13 protein-coding genes are annotated in these 19560 nt (G+C 34.9%); 3 read left to right on the top strand and 10 right to left on the bottom strand.

Features of this window, described 5'->3' with window-relative positions:
* Positions 1-20 precede the first annotated feature (20 nt).
* From GQR60_RS09455 to rplS, 3 genes are all read left to right on the top strand, one after another.
* Positions 21-1751, top strand: a complete 1731-nt coding sequence (locus GQR60_RS09455) for a M23 family metallopeptidase (RefSeq protein WP_124992686.1) — start codon at positions 21-23, stop codon at positions 1749-1751.
* A gap of 169 nt (positions 1752-1920) precedes the next feature.
* Complete coding sequence (locus GQR60_RS09450) at positions 1921-3633, top strand: dipeptidase (protein ID WP_124992685.1); 1713 nt, start codon at positions 1921-1923, stop codon at positions 3631-3633.
* A 266-nt stretch (positions 3634-3899) separates the two neighbouring features.
* Positions 3900-4247 carry a 50S ribosomal protein L19 gene (rplS, locus tag GQR60_RS09445; RefSeq protein ID WP_124992684.1) on the top strand — a complete coding sequence of 116 codons (348 nt, stop codon included), beginning with the start codon at positions 3900-3902 and terminating at the stop codon, positions 4245-4247.
* A gap of 99 nt (positions 4248-4346) precedes the next feature.
* On the opposite strand, the gene GQR60_RS09440 is transcribed toward rplS, so the two are convergent.
* From GQR60_RS09440 to GQR60_RS09395, 10 genes are all read right to left on the bottom strand, one after another.
* Positions 4347-5894: a carboxypeptidase regulatory-like domain-containing protein gene (locus GQR60_RS09440; RefSeq protein ID WP_124992683.1), complete on the bottom strand. Its 1548-nt coding sequence runs from the start codon at positions 5892-5894 to the stop codon at positions 4347-4349.
* A gap of 28 nt (positions 5895-5922) precedes the next feature.
* Entirely contained in the window at positions 5923-6303 is a 381-nt protein-coding gene (locus GQR60_RS09435) for a hypothetical protein (protein ID WP_124992682.1), read from the bottom strand.
* Between the two features lie 176 nt (positions 6304-6479).
* Entirely contained in the window at positions 6480-7013 is a 534-nt protein-coding gene (locus GQR60_RS09430; protein WP_124992681.1) for a hypothetical protein, read from the bottom strand.
* Positions 7014-7089: 76 nt separating this feature from the next.
* The gene (locus GQR60_RS09425) at positions 7090-8733 is read right to left on the bottom strand and encodes a hypothetical protein (protein WP_124992680.1); all 1644 of its coding nucleotides are present in this window, start codon (positions 8731-8733) and stop codon (positions 7090-7092) included.
* Between the two features lie 349 nt (positions 8734-9082).
* Complete coding sequence (locus tag GQR60_RS09420; protein ID WP_124992679.1) at positions 9083-10714, bottom strand: hypothetical protein; 1632 nt, start codon at positions 10712-10714, stop codon at positions 9083-9085.
* A 396-nt stretch (positions 10715-11110) separates the two neighbouring features.
* The gene (locus tag GQR60_RS09415; protein WP_124992678.1) at positions 11111-12550 is read right to left on the bottom strand and encodes a CsgG/HfaB family protein; all 1440 of its coding nucleotides are present in this window, start codon (positions 12548-12550) and stop codon (positions 11111-11113) included.
* Positions 12551-12578: 28 nt separating this feature from the next.
* Positions 12579-13001 (bottom strand): curli production assembly/transport component CsgF, encoded by a 423-nt coding sequence (locus GQR60_RS09410; protein WP_124992677.1) that lies wholly within the window; start codon positions 12999-13001, stop codon positions 12579-12581.
* 17 nt (positions 13002-13018) lie between these two features.
* Positions 13019-13489 (bottom strand): CsgE family curli-type amyloid fiber assembly protein, encoded by a 471-nt coding sequence (locus tag GQR60_RS09405; RefSeq protein WP_160463450.1) that lies wholly within the window; start codon positions 13487-13489, stop codon positions 13019-13021.
* Positions 13490-13706: 217 nt separating this feature from the next.
* Positions 13707-14726, bottom strand: coding sequence for a PorP/SprF family type IX secretion system membrane protein (locus GQR60_RS09400; protein ID WP_124992675.1), 1020 nt, complete (start codon positions 14724-14726; stop codon positions 13707-13709).
* Position 14727: 1 nt separating this feature from the next.
* Positions 14728-19491, bottom strand: a complete 4764-nt coding sequence (locus tag GQR60_RS09395) for a T9SS type B sorting domain-containing protein (protein WP_124992674.1) — start codon at positions 19489-19491, stop codon at positions 14728-14730.
* Positions 19492-19560: the final 69 nt, after the last annotated feature.

Genomic DNA, 19560 nt, shown 5'->3' with positions numbered 1-19560 from the left:
ACAAAACCAGCATTTATAATATGAAGATAACCAGAACATACACCATTCTCACACTATTATCACTACTATTTTTATTTTCTAAACAAATATACTCTCAGAGTATAATATTCCCTCAAAATTATTTTCGCTCACCCGTTGATTTTGACATAACATTATCAGGTAACTTTGCAGAACTCCGTAACAATCACTTTCATTCCGGTATCGATATCAGAACATTTACAACTGGTAAAAAAGTATATGCGGTTGCTGATGGTTTCGTGAGCAGAATCAAAATATCCTCAGGAGGTTATGGAAAAGCAATTTATATCGATCATCCAAATGGTTACACCTCTGTTTTCGCACATCTCGATCACTTCAACAAGGATATTGAAGAATTTGTCAAGTCATACCAATATCAAAACAACACTTTCGAATTTGATTTAAATCTCAAGAATAATGAAATACAGATTAAAAAAGGTACTGTAATTGCATTTTCAGGAAATACAGGTTCATCTGCCGGTCCGCATTTGCATTTCGAAATAAGAGATACGAAATCTGAACATCCGCTTAATCCGTTACTTTTTGGTTTCAAAATAAAGGATACTACTCCTCCAAAAATATTCAATTTTTATGCCTACCCTCTCGATTCTGCAAGCAATGTAAATGGTTTAAACAGCAGACAAAGTTTTCCGGTTACTTTTTACAACAAAGCATTTCATTTAAAAGGCGATCCTAAACTTAAATTATTAGGAAATATTGGTTTTGCTCTTGAAACAAATGACTATATGGATAATACATGGGGAAAGTGCGGCATTTTCGACATGAAAATGAAAATAAATGACACATTAATCTCAAGTTATTCTTTTGAAGAGTTCTCTTTTGACGAATCAACTTATATCAACAGTCACCTTGATTACGAACTAAATGTATCTTATAACAAACGCATTCATAAAACTTTTAAAGAGCCGAATAATCAACTTAGCATTTATTCGAAAATGAAAGACAATGGGATCTTTCAATTTAAAAAGGGTACTGGTTACAAAATTGACTTTTTTGTTTCCGATGCAAATCTAAATAAAAGCAGTCTTCGGGTTTATGCAACGGGAAACGAAATTGAAAAGATTTTTCCGAAAGGTGATTTTGATGAGCTAATGAACTATGAAAAAGAGAACACTTTCAAAAAAGAAAATATAGAAGTGAAATTTCCAAAGAATAGTTTCTATTCAAACATTCCTTTTACCTATTCATACGAACAGAATTCAAACTATCTTTCGGATATTCATTACATCTGCAATGAAAACATTCCCGTACACAATTATTATACGATATCAATAAAGCCAAAATCAATTCCTAAAGGAAAATCCGATAAGCTTCTTATAGTCCGAATAGATAAAAAAGGAGAAATAATCAACGAAGGGGGAATTTATTTCGATTCTTCAGTAAAAACGAAATCGAGATATTTTGGAGAATTTGCGGTGAGCGCAGACACCATTTCTCCTACGATTAAACCAATTACCAATTTTAACCTTAAATCCCTTAAGGGACAGAAATCAATCAGATTTACTATCAAAGATGAGCTTTCAGGGATAAAATCATACGAAGGATCAATTGATGGTAAATGGGTGCTATTTGAATATGACGCTAAAAATGATCTTTTATTTTATGTTTTTGATCACAAAAGATTAGCTCCGAATAAAAACCATCAATTACAAATAAAGGTGACAGATCAAGTTCAAAACCAGAAAATATTCACAAGTAATTTCATCTGGTAATTCAATTTATATATTTCATAAAACTTCAGCATATAACATATCCATTTCAAACACGATCAAAAGACCGATAAATCAGGACTTTTATCATTTTTATCTACTGATTTTTTTCTATTTTTGTACGACCGAAAACGGTTTAATTCAGTATTGAATACATTTAAAATAGTTAAACATGAAAAAGATTTTTGTAGTTGCTGCTCTTCTAATGTTGGTGTCTGCTTTTTCAACTCCAAGTGCCAGAGCATGTACTAATTACCTAATAACCCGTGGAGCTTCCACTGATGGTTCTAATATGATTTCATATGCAGCGGATTCGCATGTATTATACGGAGAACTATATTTTCGTCCGGCTGCAGATTGGCCGGAAGGAACAATGATTGACGTTTACGAATGGGATACAGGAAAATTACTTGGTAAAATTCCACAAATCCCTCATACATATTCTGTAGTTGGTAACATGAATGAATTTCAGGTGGCCATTGGAGAAACTACTTACGGAGGTCGCTCAGAATTAGGATCTCAAGAGGGAGCTGTAATTGATTACGGAAGTCTTATCTACCTGTCTCTTCAGAGATCAAAAAGCGCGCGTGAAGCGATTAAAGTAATGACCGAGTTGGTTGAAACCTACGGATATTACAGTTCAGGAGAGTCTTTCTCAATTTCTGATGCTAACGAAGTTTGGATTTTAGAGTTGATTGGCAAAGGTAATGGCGAAAAAGGTGCAGTTTGGGTAGCTCGTATGATTCCTGACGGATATGTTAGTGGTCACGCTAATCAAGCAAGAATCACTACTTTCCCATTAGAAGGTAAAACGTCTATCTCTTCTGATAAAATGGATAAGATTTTCAATCCTGAAGTTCAAAATGTTTATGCAAAAGATGTTATTTCATTTGCAAAAGAAAAAGGATACTATCCTAAAGAAGGAAAAAATAAAGATTTCAGTTTTTCTGACACTTATGCTCCTGTTGATTTTGGTGGTGCCAGATTTTGTGAAATTAGAGTATGGTCTTTCTTTAACGATGTAAAAGAAGGAATGGATCAATATTTTGACTACTGCAAAGGCAAAATTGAACACGACGATAAAGGTTATGCTACCAATAGAATGCCTTTATGGATTAAACCGGATCACAAAATCAATGTACTTGAAGTAATGGATTTCATGAGAAATCATTTAGAAGGTACAGATTTAGATATGTCAAAAGATATGGGTGCTGGTCCTTACGGAAATCCATACAGATGGAGACCTTTAACCTGGAAAGTAGATGGTGTTACATATTGTAATGAACGTGCTACCGCTACTCAACAAACAGGTTTCTCATTTGTTGCTCAAAGCAGAAACTGGTTACCTGATGCTGTTGGTGGAATTAACTGGTTTGGTGTTGATGATGCATCTTCATCAGTTTATTTCCCGGTATATTGTGGAATTACAAGAGTTCCAGAAACATTTGCCGTTGGAAATGGAAAAATAATGGATTTCACAAGTAAATCTGCATTTTGGATATTCAATCAGGTTAGTAATTTTGCCTATACCCGATACAATGTAATACATCCCGAAATTGCAGCTAAACAAAAGGCTTTAGAAACTAAATACCTTGCTTTCACCAATATCATTGATCTTGCTGCTGAAGGAATGTTTAAGAAGAACAAAGCAACAGCAATTGAATTTTTAACAGATTTCTCTTGTAACCAAGGAAATAATCTTGTTGCAGAATGGAAAGATTTTTATGGCTGCCTTTTTGCTAAATTTATGGATGGAAACATCAAAGAAAAAGATGGGGACAATCAAAATCCAAAAGTTAATCAACCAGGTTACAGTGAAGAGTTTTACAAGACAATTGTAAAAACAACTGGTGACAAGCTTAAAGTTGTTGGTAATGCTCATTAGTATCAACAAATAAACACCACAAAAAAAGGAACCTAAAAGGTTCCTTTTTTTGTGCATGAACAACTATTTAAAATCCATTATAACTTACAGATTCAATCAGTATTTGATTTCTTTTATGAATCAGGAATCAGGAAGAAAAAATAACTTTATTAGGATGTTTTTATAGATTTTTTTATTAATTTCGCGTCGAATTCGTGCGTAATCTCTGACATGGTAATAGATGAATATGTTTACATTGCGTTCGTGAACTTTAACAAATTAAGACAATGGATTTAATTAAAATTGCAGAAGAAGCTTTCGCTACAGGTGTTCAAAATCCTGAATTCAAAGCAGGGGATACTATTAGTGTTTCTTACAAAATTAAAGAGGGAAACAAAGAAAGAATCCAGGTTTTTAGAGGTGTTGTTATTCAGATTAAAGGTACTGGCACAACTAAAACTTTCACAATCAGAAAAATGTCTGGTAACGTAGGTGTTGAAAGAATTATTCCACTTTGTTCTCCATTCATCGATAAAATTGAAGTGAACAAAAGAGGTCGTGTTAGAAGAGCAAGAATTTTCTATCTACGTGCACTTACAGGTAAAAAAGCAAGAATCAAAGAAAGAAGATTCTAATTTACCTCTTTCCAAAAAATATAAAAGCTTTCCAAAATTGGAAAGCTTTTTTTATGTCGGTATGCTTTAAAAATCAAACTCTATTTAAATTTTAATACTCTAAGGATTGTACAAATCAGGCATCTCTCCATTAGAGATGATCTTTTCCCGGTTGCTTCCATCCGGATCCATAATCCAAATACTCTTTGTTCCTTTATCAGTATTTAAAACATTCATAAATACAATCTTCCCTCCAGTATCAGTATATCTAGCCTGAAGATCATTTGTCCCCGCAGGTTTGTCATCACCTGATAAATCCACAAAATTAGTTCCATCAATATTTACAGAATAAATTTTGGCATTTAATTGCCTGCCATTATCATATTCATTCAATGAATCCAAAGAAAAAATTACTTTTGTGCCATCCGGCGAAAAGTGCGGACTCGAAATTGTTCCTTCCAAATTGTCTACCAATAAAAACAAATTAGATCCATTCGGATCCATTAGATAAATTTCATTATCATACGGCATCTCTCCTTGCGTAAGAACTGCAATTTTCTCCTTTGTATGATGATCAAATTGATCTGTCCAGTCACAATCTGTAAAATGGCGATTTACCGGAGCATTATCAATTTTAGTACTTTCTCCCGTACCATTAAAATTAACAGTATACAAACCTCCTTTATTTCCATAAAGGATTTTCTCTCCATCAGGAGACCAGACAAAACCATTTCCTTTATTGTTATTTCCTTCAACAGGAAAATTATTGGTTACCTGAAAAACATTCTTGCCTTTAGTATCCATGGTGTAAATATGATACTTTCCATCTTCCGAATTCGACGAATATGCAATCATCTTTAAATTGGGTGAAATCCTAGGATTAATCTCATCACCACCATCCTTAGTTAACCGAACCAGATGATTTTCTGCTAAATCCCACGAGTAAATATCCCTACTTCCAAGAGTATCTTTAACAAACAAATACCCATTATTAGGATAATCTTCTATTGTAAATCGCCATTTCTTCCCTTCAACTTCATCCAATTGTTTATTTCTGGCCACAACTTTCCAAAGGTAAGTTGTTTCAAACTTTAAGTTTTTTACCATGTAAGTTGTATCTAAAATATTCGACACAACTTTTGTTCCTTCCGCATCATCTGCACCTTCATATAAAATCACATCAAAACGTAAAGTATCACCCTTTTCCGTTTCCCCATTCCTCCAAACTAGATTTACTTTGTTTGGAAGTTTAGTTTCATCATCCTGTATATCCAATGGTGAAACATATGTTATATCATCAGGAATTTTTGAATCAAGGGGAGCAATTCCCATAATCACCTGCATAACCAATTCTTTTCCTTCCTGAACCTTAACGGGTATACTTACGGCAGTATAGCCTTCTTTTTTAGCATTGACAGTTACATCACCTACATTAACCTCACTCAGATTGAAAGATCCATCTGAGTTAGTTGTCACGGATGTAGTTCCAGGATTAGTTGTAATAGTAACTCCTTCCATTGGCAAACTCCCAGCTTCTTCAGAAGTTTTAACAGTACCACTTATCGAACCAAACAATTCCGGATCAACAGTACTTTCATTACAAGAAAAAATAATTAAAGGCAGACACAGTAAAATAAAATGCCTGAAGAGTAGGTAGAATTGTCGCATATATATTGTCAATTTTATTTTTTTTAAATTAATAATTATCTCCTTGTAAAACAACCGAATCTTGAGCAACAATCAGATTATCCTGATAAATTAACAATTTAGCTATTAACTTATCAGCTTTGCTAAGATTTATTCTTGATTCAGAAAGAGTAGAAATGCTCTTATCTAAAATGGTAAAGATTCCTTTCTGGATGGTTTTGGTGTCTCCTGCATGACCTTTTTTTGTCACCTCAAAAATATATCTTAATGTTAAAGAACTATGCCCAACATTTTGAACATTTGCCTTTAACAAGTAACTCTGAACCTCACTTTCCATTACAATCAAGGCTTTAACAGGCAATTGTCCCATAACCCCTACAGTATTTAAAACAAAGCACATAACAACCGAAACAGTGAGTCTTGCATACATTCCTAATTAGCTTTGATATTGTAAATCTAAATTTATTTAATATTTAGCAACGAACCAATACGGAGTCCGTTAAATTACTATAATAACTTCAAAAAAAAGTACCTATTCCCTAAATTATCTTAAAAAAAAGGGATGCCCGTAGAAGGACATCCCATCAAATTAAACCTGCTCTGTATTCACAAACCACTTTTTATTATTACATTCATACCAGTTCCAACCTGATTTACGATCATTCCGTTATTTGCCAATCCTGAATCAATCTCTAATTGGTTGTCATTACCAGCCTGAGTAATTTCAAAGCTCTTATTATTCCCAATAACTTCTTGTTGCAATGAATTGTTATCACCATATTGATGAACGCTAGTGGAAATGTTTTCCCCTTGAAGTAAGGATTCAACAAGGTTTCTATCACCTGATTGTAATATTTTCAAGAGATTAGATTCTCCTTTTTGTATTGCCTTAATCAAGTTCTCCATTCCTACTTGCTGAATAATGACCAACTGTTTCTGACTAAATTGATGAAGTATCAATTCGTTCTCATTTCCTGATTGGATTGCCAAAACTTTGGTTTCAGCATTTATAGCATCAACAGCACCGTAATTTAATTGGTTTAGAATCTGATCTTCAACATTATAATTTTGTCCTACTAGATTACCGAAGCAAAATACGAACAGAGCAAACCATAAATATTTTCGAATAATTACAGACATAGAAAGGTTTGTGAAAACTATTGGAGGAAAAAAATCCCGCCGAAGCGGGAATTTTTTTCTATTAAATATTTTGTAATTATGGAGTTACAAAGATAGTTCCTGCATTTCCTTGCTGAGTTACAGCGAAGTTATCATTACCATCCTGAATAACTAAACCAAAATGACTATTACCAACCTGCTCAAGGAATGAAGTATTATCGTCACCAAACTGATAGGTTAAACCTGTGTTATCATCACCAGTTTGAATAATTGTTGCACTATTTCTAGCTCCATCAATCTGACCGATTACTGCAACGTTACGATCACCTTCCTGAAGGATATCTGCTAAACTTTCTTCCTGATCAACCTGGAAAACCCATCCACGGTTATTATCACCTCTTTGCTCAACAGCTGCGTCAGAACCAGATCCGCCAAATTGTCCAACAAATGCAAAGTTATGCTCACCTTTTTGAAATACATCAGCACTATTCATTGTTCCACCAATTTGGTCAACGATCGCAGTATTACCATGATCTTTCTGAACAACTTTTGCTTTATTCTTAGTACCCCACAATTGAGAAACATAAGCTGTTTGATGATCACCAAATTGCTTCACTGTAGCTTTGTCTTTACTACCAAACTTCTGAGTTACATCAGCAAAGTTTCTGTAACCATCCTGCAGTACATTTACTTTACCTTTAGACTCACCAATCTGCTCAACAAATGCCCAGTTACGTGCTCCCATTTGAGTTGTTTTAGCATCATTATGATCGCCGCCAACTTGAACAGTTCTTGCGCCATTAGCCCAACCGTTTTGATCTATAGAAGCATCATTATCCACTCCACCTCTTTGGAAAGTTGAAGCTCTGTTAAAATAACCATTCTGATGAATCATAGCATTATTGGAATAACCACCTATTTGTGTAGCAGTAGCTCTATTAAATGCTCTCAACTGAGTAATAGCCGCATTATTGAAACGACCGCCTAATTGTAGAGTAGAAGCTAAATTACGATATCCCCACTGATTAATGTAAGCAGAATTGAAAGCTCCACCTCTTTGCATTGTACTTGCTCTATTTGCTCTACCTACTTGTAGAATTTCTGCAGTTGACATATAAGTGTACATTTGAGAAATAGAAGCAGAATTATACATGCCAAATTGACTTACCATTGCACTACTGTGAGCACCCATTTGATATACATCACTGTTATTAAATGCACCCCACTGAAGCACACTTGCAGTATTTGCATGATTCCCTTGCAAAACAGAAGAATAGTTTGCTAATCCCAATTGAGTTACACCTGCCGAATTTAAAAATCCATACTGCAAAACATTAGACATATTGAAAAGACCATACTGACTTACAGCAGCAGAATTAAACATTCCCATCTGCATAATTCCTGACATGTTACCAAGTCCCATTTGATCAACAACAGCAGAATTAAAAAAGCCTACCTGATCAACGTAAGAACCATTAAAAGCACCATCCTGAGTTACATCAGCACTGTTTCCAACAAGAAACTGATCGATGCTTGAGTAATTAGCAAGCCCTGTTTGATCAACAGTTGCACCATTCCATAGTCCAAGTTGATCCACATCACTGCTATTAAACCAGCCAACCTGAGTTACGCCAGCAGTGTTCAGCCAACCTGTCTGGTTGACATTCGAATTGTTTACCTGTGCAAATGCAGAAGATACTGCAAAAACAACAGCTACAAATAAAAATAAAAATTTTTTCATGGTTGAATTTTTTAAAGGTTTAAAGTGAATTAATTTTAAAAATCAATTTTAAAGGTTTAAGAGCTCTGACTGATCTAATTATGCACTTATAGCATCCTTCGATCTTTTTATCTAAATTAAGCAAAAGCCTTTCCAACCACTTATGTTTTTACACAAACGTCATTGATTTAGTGATTAAACCAAGCCTCTTTTATGCTAATCTTTATTCATTCTAAAAAAGAATAAGAAAACTTAAACAAAAGTTTAAGGAGTCTTAAATGCAGGAAATTAAAAAACCGTCAAAATCGAATAAAAATCCAATTTTGACGGTCTTAAATACTATAAATCAATCAAATATTCTGACTACTAATTAGAAACCATTATATTGACTAACAGTGGCTGAATTTCCATTCCCATATTGAGAAACAAATGAAGAGTGACCATTACCATTTTGGTAAACATTTACGAAGTTGTTACTTCCCACTTGTTCTGTATAAGATACATTTTCAGCACCAACCTGGGTTGTGAATGCAACATTATTTTCACCATATGCCTGAATAGAAACAGCTTCGTTGTCATCACCATACTGCTGAATTAAAGCATAACTGTTATCCACTTCATATTGACCAATTCCTGCTGCGTTACCATTCCCAACCTGAATAATACCTGCAAAAGTATTACTTGTTGCAAATTGTTCAATATATGCATAGTTTTCGTTACCTATTTGGGCAACACCTGCATAACTTCCTGAGTTTTCTACCTGAAGAATTTCAGCTTCATTGAATTTACCATCTTGTCCAATATATGCATTATTAAATGAACCGTCAATCTGAGTAATTACAGCATCATTTCCTTTTCCATACTGCTCAACTTCAGCGACATTTAACCAACCACCCAATTGATATACGGAAGCTTCATTCATCCTACCTCTTTGTGTTACTACAGCGGTATTAAACAAACCTCCATCTTGAAATATTTCAGCATTATTTCTTCTTCCTTTCTGAGAAATCAAACCTTTATTAAAAGCCCCATCAAGCTGTGTAACAACAGCTTCATTTCCACGTCCTCTTTGATTAATGGTTGCAGAGTTTAAAAAACCACCATCTTGCTCAGTTACTGCAACATTCTTTTTCCCATGTTGCTTAACAGCAGACTTATTAAAAACTCCTCCATTCTGAAAAGCATATGCCTCATTGGACTTGCCGTCCTGATTCACATCAATTTTATTTAAAATCCCACCTACTTGTTTTGTCCATGCAAGGTTATTTTTACCTTTTTGCATAACAACAGAACTATTTCCTGCTCCAAAAAACTGATCAACATATGCGTAATTTTTAGATCCAACCTGAGAAATTTCAGCATTATTGCTACGTCCCATGAATTGATTAACAAGACCATAATTAGCAAATCCCCGTTGAGCCACAAGTGCTGAATTTCTAGTTGTAAATGTTTGATAAATATTCGCATTATTCAAAACACCCCATTGACTTATGGTTGCCTTATCATATTGGCCACCTGTTTGCATTACATTAGCCGAATTTAAAAATCCAAACTGGAACACATCAGCAGTTTCATGATAACTTAAAAATTGACTGATAACAGACATGTTGAAAAATCCGAATTGATCTACATCTGCCTTATTGTAACTTCCCCAAAGTTGAGAAATATAAGATGCATTAAATCCTAATTGGTTAACCTCTGCAAGGTTGTAATTTCCAACTTGTAAAGCTTTTGAGAAATTAGTCATGGACTGAGCAGCATAATACTCATTTCCTTCACCATACTGATCTAAAAATGACATATTTAGAAACCCATACTGATTAACTTCAGCAATGTTACCTTCCCCATTTTGGTAAATGTCATTAATATTTAGAACACCCACTTGCTCTACTGTGGATAAATTGTCATTCCCAACTTGGTTCACGTTGGAATGGTTAACTTGGGCAAATGAAACTACCCCAGTACATAGTACTACTAAAAAGATGAATAAAATCTTTTTCATGGTTTATAAATTTTTAAGGTTTAAAGTGAATAGATCAGGTCTCCCTGATTTAAAAGTTTTACAAATTTGGTTGTTGGTTGATTTTTACTTGATAATTTATGTTTTATCGTTTTAAATTCAATTTAAATGTAAAGAGATCTATTGAGTTTATATTATTAGATTACATCAAACAGCAAATTAATATGATGAATATGATCAAGAATTTGATAAAGGCAACTCAAAGTTTTAAATTCAATACAAATAATTAATTTAAATTAAACAACAACACATAAACTGCTGTTTTGCAAACCATTAAAGACAATAATCTGAAAAATACACAAATAAAAAAAAGGGCCGAATGTATATTCGACCCTGTTAATAACTTGTTAATATTTTATTCAGCAGAAATAAACTGACTCACTGCTTTTTTTGTACTTTTTCCTTTCTGTTTTTCTTCTTCTTATTTCTATCCCAGATCTTATCAAAATAGAAGTTTAAGCCGATTTTCCCTTCCCAAAAATAATCATTAAAATTTCCTTGTTTTAATCCATCTATATTATCATTAAATATGTAATGATTCAACACAGAGAAATTCAAACCAATACGATCATTAAATAAAAATTCTACACCTGCTCCATATAATGCCTGAGTATATATTGAGTTTGAAAGATCAATAGTATATATAGACTTTTCATGTTCTGAAAAAACACCTAAGCCACCTTCAATATAAGGAGTCCAATCTTTATAAGGCAATAAACGATATTTAGCCGTTAAATCAAGAGAATTATAAGTTTTTTGAAAATAATTTGTAGTTGCAAGATCTCCCCGGCTAAAATTAAGTCCAAACTGCAATGCTGTTTGAGTATCGTATAATAAAGATACTCCAGCCATAGCTTTCATCTCCGTATGCTTATAATCTCCCATATACAACCATGATCCGCCATTAAAGCCTAAACCAAATTTACGGCGGCGTGGAGTAATTAACTGATCAAAGAAATCTGCCCCCTGATTATCTTCTTTTCCTTCAACATATTTTGTTATTACATCTGAATTAACATCTTCCGGATTCTTCAAATCCCAGAGTCCTTCAATAACACCTTCTATAATCAATGACTCAACAGCTTTCTCTATCGCTTCTTTCACAGCCATTTCAGACGGTTCATTATAGGTGAAACCAACCTCTGCCTCAAGCAGACGTTTAAACTTAACATATCGGAAGATACTAGCGTCCAATTTTTGAGAAAGAATCATTTTAGAAGTGTACACTGTTTTTAGAATTCGACCATTACTTGTAGAAATAGCACGAAGATAAACAGTTACCCTGTCTTGCCGGTACTGACCTGAAGCTCCAGCACCAAAATACTTTAATCCAGCACCACCAGTCAAAACATTGGCATCGTAACTAATAACACCACCTTCCAATACCAAACCGGCAAACAAAAGAGGAGGCAATAATTGAGAACTTTCATTTTGACCTGCGTAATTTGCACGACTTGATCGTATAATTTTTCGCTCATTCAGTAAATTAGATAAGCCTTCTCTTTCAATAGGAATAAACCAACCTGATTCTTCAATTGCTTTTAAGAGTATTGATGTGGTTCCCTGCGTAACCGCTGTCGACCAATTGGCTCCATTATCCGAAGGCTTATATTGTCCGGTCTGATCACGAAATTTATACACTGCCGCAACTATCTTTTCTTTTGGCTCAGGCAAACTAACCAAACTTTTCCTTGCAGGTGTTTCAGCTCCAATTTCGGCTCTTTGCTCACTTAAAGGCTGATTAAAATATGGAACACATCCATTTAAGAGAGGTAGTAAAATTAAAACACTATAGTAGTGGCGTATACATTTAAACATATATAGGGAATTAGCGAATAACTATTTATTAATAACTGGGAATAACAATATTTGTAAAATTTCCATTTGTAATATCACTGACATTCACAGTAACACCACTTGCATCTTCAGAAATATCAACCTTATAATTCCCTAGATTATACGAACCGGTTTCAAGCTGATTATTATCTCCAAAAATAGAATTAACCAATTTACTTGATAGTTGATTCAATATTTGTCGGTTCAGGTTATCCTGAAAATCATCCAACGGATCTTTATTTAATGCACTATCAGCATTTGGATCTTCAATTCTATTTTGCTGGGTCGCAGAATTCAATAACCAATTGTAATTGTACTGATCACCGCCAAAAGATGAATTTATTGGTTTATACACAAAATCCTGAGCCATAGATTCGGTTGGCAATAATAAACTCAGAAAAGACAAGACAAATACTATTTTTATAATATTCATGATTTACGGTTTAAAGTTCAAAACATTCCCGTTCCCTGTTGATCTTCATCTTCAAGTTGGGCATTCATTTTTTCATAATTATTTAAAAATTGCATCGCCATTTGGTTTGCATATTGGGACATTTGTTCCAATACTTCATAGCGTGGCTGCACTCTTTGTTTAAATACTTCATTATCATTTACCAAAACAACAATTTGAGTTGCTAAGCCCGGCAAAACCATTTCTTTAATAGTAATGGTGAAATTCTTTGCTTTTTGAGGTGCAACCCAGATGGAAAAAAACATATCGTAGAAATCACGTCCTACTTTGGTCATTGTTTCATCCATAACCAAACCATCAACTTCCATCTCGGAACCTACATTTTCATAGGCTGTATTTTTTTCAACAATATCATCAAGTGTTTGTTGAAGAATCTTTAATGTTTTTATTGAGTCACTTACATCTTCGGTTTCCTGTCCCTTCATTTCCGGAAGTGAAACAAAAAACATAAAAAAAAAGATTAATAATAAAACTCTATAAAAATTTCTCATTTGAATTTCAATAAAATCAATGATTATCACAACATAAATATATCATTTCTAAATTTAATATCATAGCAATACCAAATTCAATAGACTTCTCTTAAGGAATCTTAACTTTTGTTAACCGGTTAATAATAATTAAACTTCAACACTCTATAATTCAATAACATTCAATCTATTTATTTTAAAATTTCGGACATCGAATTGCACGTATCCTTCTTTTCTTTCTTAAAAAATAAGTTCCGGAACAAGAAGATTTTGCCTTTCCCAATAAATAGCTAAGCGATATCTCGTGAGCTCCTGAATTTGTTTTCACCAAATTAGACACCACATAATCATAGGAATAGCCAATTCTAACTTTATCAGTCTGGTAACCAATCAAAATAATGAATGCATCAAAATCGAAGGAAAGATTATGACGAAACCAAGCACCAACAACCCAGTTATTTCTGGATAAATACATTCCATAATTTATTTGCTCAAAATCCAATTGTCGTTGATACAATATATTTGGGGAAATGGTAAAATTGCTTTTCATTAATCCACGAGAATATCCCATTGGAATATTTGCACCTGCATGCACTGTATATTTACGAGGTAAAACCGCTATATTCTGCTCTGAATTGAATGCCTCATTGGGTTCTGAGAGATGATCAATTACACCTCCAAAATAAAGACTTTTATAATTTACGATGATCCCCATGGAAAAGTCCCAGTACGATTTACTTAAATTATTTGGCTGAACTTCTCTGGAAGGATAAATCACTCCATACAATGGATCTATCATATCTGAAAACACAAATGAACTCCAATCCAATTTTCTTTGAATATAACCAGCCTTAAATCCAACATTCATTGATAAATTTCGATTAATATCCAAGGAGTACGAATACATTCCCGAGGCAGTTGTTGTTTTAATTGCTCCTTGTCCCTGATTATCCTGAAGAATTAATATTCCCAGTCCACCATTCATCAAATCAACGAATTGATCGTAAGAAGCACTATAAGTGACAAAAGGACGATTATTCTGAGGCCACTGATTTCGATAAGACATTCCTAAAGTCGGAACGTACTCTGATCCGGCAAACGCAGGATTAAGATAAAGCCGGTTTGCGTAAAACTGAGAGAACTCAACGTCCTGAGCCTTGACCAATGAAGTCCAAAGCAAACAACAGACAATACAAATAAATCTCCATTTTACCATTTTATCGAATTAAAGAAACATTGCCATCCTGGCGGGCTTTCCCATTAACAATCAGGATCCAAACATATACTCCCACATTTGCTTTCTTCCCTTTATAGGTACCATCCCAGCCCTGCCCCAAATCAGTAAATGTATAGATTAGTTCACCCCAACGGTTATATATATACATCTCAATATCTTCACCTGCAATATCACCTGTGATTGATGGTCCAAAAGTATCATTAACACCATTTCCGTCAGGGGTAAAAGCATTTGGAACAAATATCCGATACCTATCGACATAAACCAGAATGGAATCCATCCCAACACAACCGTTCATATCTGTATATTCCAAAAAGTACTTTCCTTCTTCAGTAACCGTATAGGTTGAAGCCGTTGTACCGTCCTGCCACAGATAATTGCCTGGTAAAAACCGAATATCTATTGAAGGAGATAATATTTTTGATTCGGTGTAAAATATTGTTGTATCCATTCCTAAATCAAAAAATGGCCTATCATGAACGGTAAAATCAATCACCGAGGAATTAACACATCCATTTTCTATTTTAGCGAAATAACTTTCACCGGAACGAAGTGAAATTTTAAGCGGATTCAATACAGGAATGAGTAAATCAACATCTTCATACCAACCCACTGTAACAGAGGCATCAGGTGTTACCTGATTATTAAGCGCAGTCAGGTCATAATTCACAACCTCTCCTGTTCCCAAAACATCCTCACACAATTCTATACTTAGATCATTTGCTTCCGGCAGTGGGTCGACTAAGAAATTTAATCGTCCGGTATTTTCACAAGAACTCGCATTAGTGGCAAGGGCATAATATGAGCTTTGATTAAAGACAGTTACACCCGCAGGATTCGCTACAGGAATATTCAATTGGTCATCTTCGAACCATTGCACATTTGCAGCAGGATCGTTACTCACCTGCAAATTATAATCGGTAAGGTTTATTCCTGACAATGAGGACGATCCAAAGCTCTCTTCACAAACTACCTCGTTTACTGTTGAGGTTTGAGGTAATGATAAAATATCAAATGACAGCTCTGCAAAATTCTCGCAGACACCATCCCAAACTCTGGCGTAATATACATCTCCGTCTGAAACAAGAACATTTCGTGTATTTAAAACAGGATTGGAATAAGTTGCTTCATAATACCAAATAATAGTACTGGATACTGATGTTGTAATATCAGAATAGTAATTATTCAAATTTTCACCTCTTACCTGCCCGGAATTGAAACCATCCTCGCATAACAAGACCTGATGGTTTTGAGCATCAGGCAAGGAGTTGATTGTAAAATCAATTCTTCCAACATTACTCTCCGCGCCAAAACTTACGCGAACAAAAAAACTATCTCCGTTAGAAATGGCTGCATTCATAGGATTTGGAACCGGCAAACTCAAGGCCATATCAAAAAACCATTCTTTAACTGTTCCCGGATCATTGTTTACTGCCGGCTCTAATTTTGAAAGATCGTAGGATGTCAATGAACCACTTCCCGATAGATCTTCACATAACTCAACCAGCAAATCATTTGCTTCGGGCAGATTTCGAACAGTAAATGTTAAAACTGCAGAGTTTTGACAACTGCCATCATCTACCAAGGCATAATAATTGTCTCCTGTTGTTACACTTACATTATCAGGAGTTAATACAGAAATTGTATGCAAAGCATCTTCATACCACGATATTGAATTGCTTGAAATAATTGAAGTATAAGCCAATAAATTTATCCCTGTTGCCAGACCTGTTCCAAAAGTATCTTCCCAAACCTCAACAGTTTGATTGACAGCTCCGGGTAATGAATTAACGGTATAAGTAACGGCGGCAACATTCGTATTAAAGGCATCGCTTACTGATGCAAAAAAACGATCGCCATTTGCAGCAATTACATTTGCCGGGTCAGGAATTGCATTCGTGGGTAATCCGTTAGGTTCTGTTGGCCAATCACTATACCATGCAAAAGCATCTCCATTCCCTTCATTAATCTGATTTTCAAGCAAACTTAAATCAACCAAGGCATTGCCTGTTCCCGCAACATCTTCACAAACAACAGGAAATACATCCCTTGCAATTGGTGTGTTAACCACTGAAAAATCAACAGTTGCAACATTCGAACAAACTCCGTTTGATACAAGGACATAAAAAACATCACCATCCGCAACATCTTGATTTGTTGGATCAGGAACCAAATTTGTAAGACCAGCATCCAAGTACCAATCAATTGAGTTTGATTGCCCGCCAAGTATCATATTATTGTAAAAACTTAAATCTACACCAAGAGAAGTCATAGATCCGGACACATCTTCAAATTCAACAACACTTTGGTTATTTGCAATTGGTGAGGAAAGAACCTTATAGATAACTGTGGCCGTATTCGACTCGCCGGCACTTTGAACCAAAACATAAAACACCTGTCCGTTGGTTACACTTACATTTGAAGGGGTTGCCACAGGAGTTAAAAATGCTGCATCAGTAAACCAACTGACACTACTGGTTGTTCCCCCATTAATGGCACCATTAAGCAACAATAAATCAATATCAGATGCTATTCCACCTCCAAACACATCCTCGCACACGTCTATATTTAAATCATTTGCAATTGGCGATGATCGTAATGTGAACTTGATACTTCCACGATTTAAACATGATCCATTGTCAATATATGCGTAAAAAACATCCTGATCATTCACAACAAGGTTAGTTGTATTTACAATTGGATTTGTTAATGCTGCATCAAAATACCATACGATATTATTTGATCCCGCAACCTGTATATTATAGGATGTTAAATCAACACCCGAAGCTGTTCCTGAACCAAAACTATCCTCCCAGATTTGAACTGAAATATCATTCCCCACAGGAAGTGTTTCGATGGTGTAAGTAACAGTAGCAACACTTGTCTCGGTACCTGTTGATACCTGAGCATAAAACACTTCTCCATTGGAAACTATCCTATTGTTAGGATTTATTACCGGTTGTGTTAAAGCAAGATCGTGGAACCATGTTACTGTGAAACCATTATTATTTGTGATTGCTGCTTCGAGCAATGTTAAGTCGATATTGGAAACAATACCCGTATTATAATTGTCCTCACATAGAGTAATATTTTGATCCAAAGCTTTCGGCAAAGTGTTCACCGTATAAGTTACCACAGCAACATTACTGCAAAAACCATCATTCACCTCAACCCAGAATTGTTGTCCGTTGGTAACTGTTACATTGGTGGCATCAGTCACTACCGATGTTAGAGTGGCATCAGAATACCATGTAAAAGTTGATCCTGCCGTACTATTTACAGCAGCTTCCAAAATAGTCAAATCTACACCTGTTGCTATTCCCGTGCCTTGAACATCTTCCCAAACAGATTGCGATTGATCATTAACTATTGGCAAAGAACGTATTGTTACAGCTTGAGTAACATTATCTGTTCCTCCTGAAATCAAACTAACTTCTAAATTAACATTGTAGATGTTTGCTGTTCCGTAAATATGATTTACTGTGAAAGGACTGGTATTAGAAGTTAATACAGTTCCATCACCAAAATTCCAGGTTGCACTTGAAATATTTGCCAGATCGGAACTGATTGTAAACTCAGTATTGTCTCCCGTGCAGTCAAACTGATAGGCAAACTCAAGAGTGAAAATACTAGTCACAAAATTTGGTAAACCTAACCGACATCTTCTTCCAGATAAATTTTTCGAATCAGCAACGAAATTAGCTCCAGCCCCAGCTACATCCGGATTATTAATCACATCAAGATTAAGACTTCCGGTTGTTCCGTCCGTATTGGTTTTGGCCATGTAAATTCTATTATCCGGAGCTAATTGCAATGCCCCGTACAACCACGATCCGTTTCCGATAATTTGAGCAGATCCATTTATAGTAGTCTGATTATTAGATGAAATATTAAACTGATACAAATTGCCACCTAAAAATGAACTTAGATATAAAAATTCCCCCGAAGGAGAAAATTCAATACCATAGGGAGTGCTGTAATTATTCAGCTGAATTGGATTTGAAACAACTCCTGAGGCAGTATTAAAATCGAATAACTCAGCCCGATCCTGAGTATAAATAGCAACAGCCAATTTCGATCCGCCCGGAGAAGTTTTCATATATCCAATAGCAGATTTCCGATCACTATTATGCCGTACTCCAACCGTGCTGATTACAGGAGTTGAAATACCTGTAGCTGTAAATTGATAAGCATAAAAATCCCGACTGTCCCATGGATGCATAAGAACCCAAAAATCAGTACCATTAGCATGTTTCACCGCGGTTACTTTTTCACAAACTTCACTTCCATACAATACCGTATTTTTAACTGTTACAGCTCCAAGTCCTCCATTTTGTGACAAATCAACAATCGAGTAATTTAAACCATTTCGAAGAGCATTTTGATGAGCATCAACAGTAAAAATATAATAGAGTATCGCACTTCCCGGCTGCTGTACAATTATTGAAGATTGGGTTGCTGAAGAATTGCCATCCAAACCTGTTCCATTAGCCATTACTGCATGGTTTTTATTATACACAGTAACTCCATCTGTATAAAATAACAGGTCTCCTTGCACTGTACAAACAGTTGAACAACCTTCCTCTGTATTTAAACTACCATCAGTTAACGCAACGGAAGGGGTTACATTAAAATCCAAACCTGCATTCTCACCAAAATACCATATCCCAGCCTGCCCCTGACCAAATGCTAAATTTGAAGACAAAAAGAGATAAAAAAGTACTATTCGAAATACAGATTTCATACTTGACACATATTAAAAAATGGAAAGCAAATAAGCTGTTTAAGATTGATTAAACCTTGACCTTCTACC

The organism is Labilibaculum euxinicum (assembly GCF_009795715.1).
Lineage (GTDB): Bacteria > Bacteroidota > Bacteroidia > Bacteroidales > Marinifilaceae > Labilibaculum > Labilibaculum euxinus.
Note: the sequence above shows the minus strand (reverse complement) of the source record. Positions and strands in the feature narration are given on the sequence as shown.

Coding starts and splice junctions, on each gene's coding strand:
- GQR60_RS09430 (WP_124992681.1), bottom strand. CDS start 7,013: ATGTCTGTAATTATTCGAAAATATTTATGGTTTGCTCTGTTCGTATTT.
- GQR60_RS09425 (WP_124992680.1), bottom strand. CDS start 8,733: ATGAAAAAATTTTTATTTTTATTTGTAGCTGTTGTTTTTGCAGTATCT.
- GQR60_RS09450 (WP_124992685.1), top strand. CDS start 1,921: ATGAAAAAGATTTTTGTAGTTGCTGCTCTTCTAATGTTGGTGTCTGCT.
- GQR60_RS09455 (WP_124992686.1), top strand. CDS start 21: ATGAAGATAACCAGAACATACACCATTCTCACACTATTATCACTACTA.
- GQR60_RS09435 (WP_124992682.1), bottom strand. CDS start 6,303: ATGTATGCAAGACTCACTGTTTCGGTTGTTATGTGCTTTGTTTTAAAT.
- GQR60_RS09410 (WP_124992677.1), bottom strand. CDS start 13,001: ATGAATATTATAAAAATAGTATTTGTCTTGTCTTTTCTGAGTTTATTA.
- GQR60_RS09395 (WP_124992674.1), bottom strand. CDS start 19,491: ATGAAATCTGTATTTCGAATAGTACTTTTTTATCTCTTTTTGTCTTCA.
- GQR60_RS09400 (WP_124992675.1), bottom strand. CDS start 14,726: ATGGTAAAATGGAGATTTATTTGTATTGTCTGTTGTTTGCTTTGGACT.
- rplS (WP_124992684.1), top strand. CDS start 3,900: ATGGATTTAATTAAAATTGCAGAAGAAGCTTTCGCTACAGGTGTTCAA.
- GQR60_RS09420 (WP_124992679.1), bottom strand. CDS start 10,714: ATGAAAAAGATTTTATTCATCTTTTTAGTAGTACTATGTACTGGGGTA.
- GQR60_RS09440 (WP_124992683.1), bottom strand. CDS start 5,894: ATGCGACAATTCTACCTACTCTTCAGGCATTTTATTTTACTGTGTCTG.
- GQR60_RS09405 (WP_160463450.1), bottom strand. CDS start 13,489: ATGTTTTTTGTTTCACTTCCGGAAATGAAGGGACAGGAAACCGAAGAT.
- GQR60_RS09415 (WP_124992678.1), bottom strand. CDS start 12,550: ATGTTTAAATGTATACGCCACTACTATAGTGTTTTAATTTTACTACCT.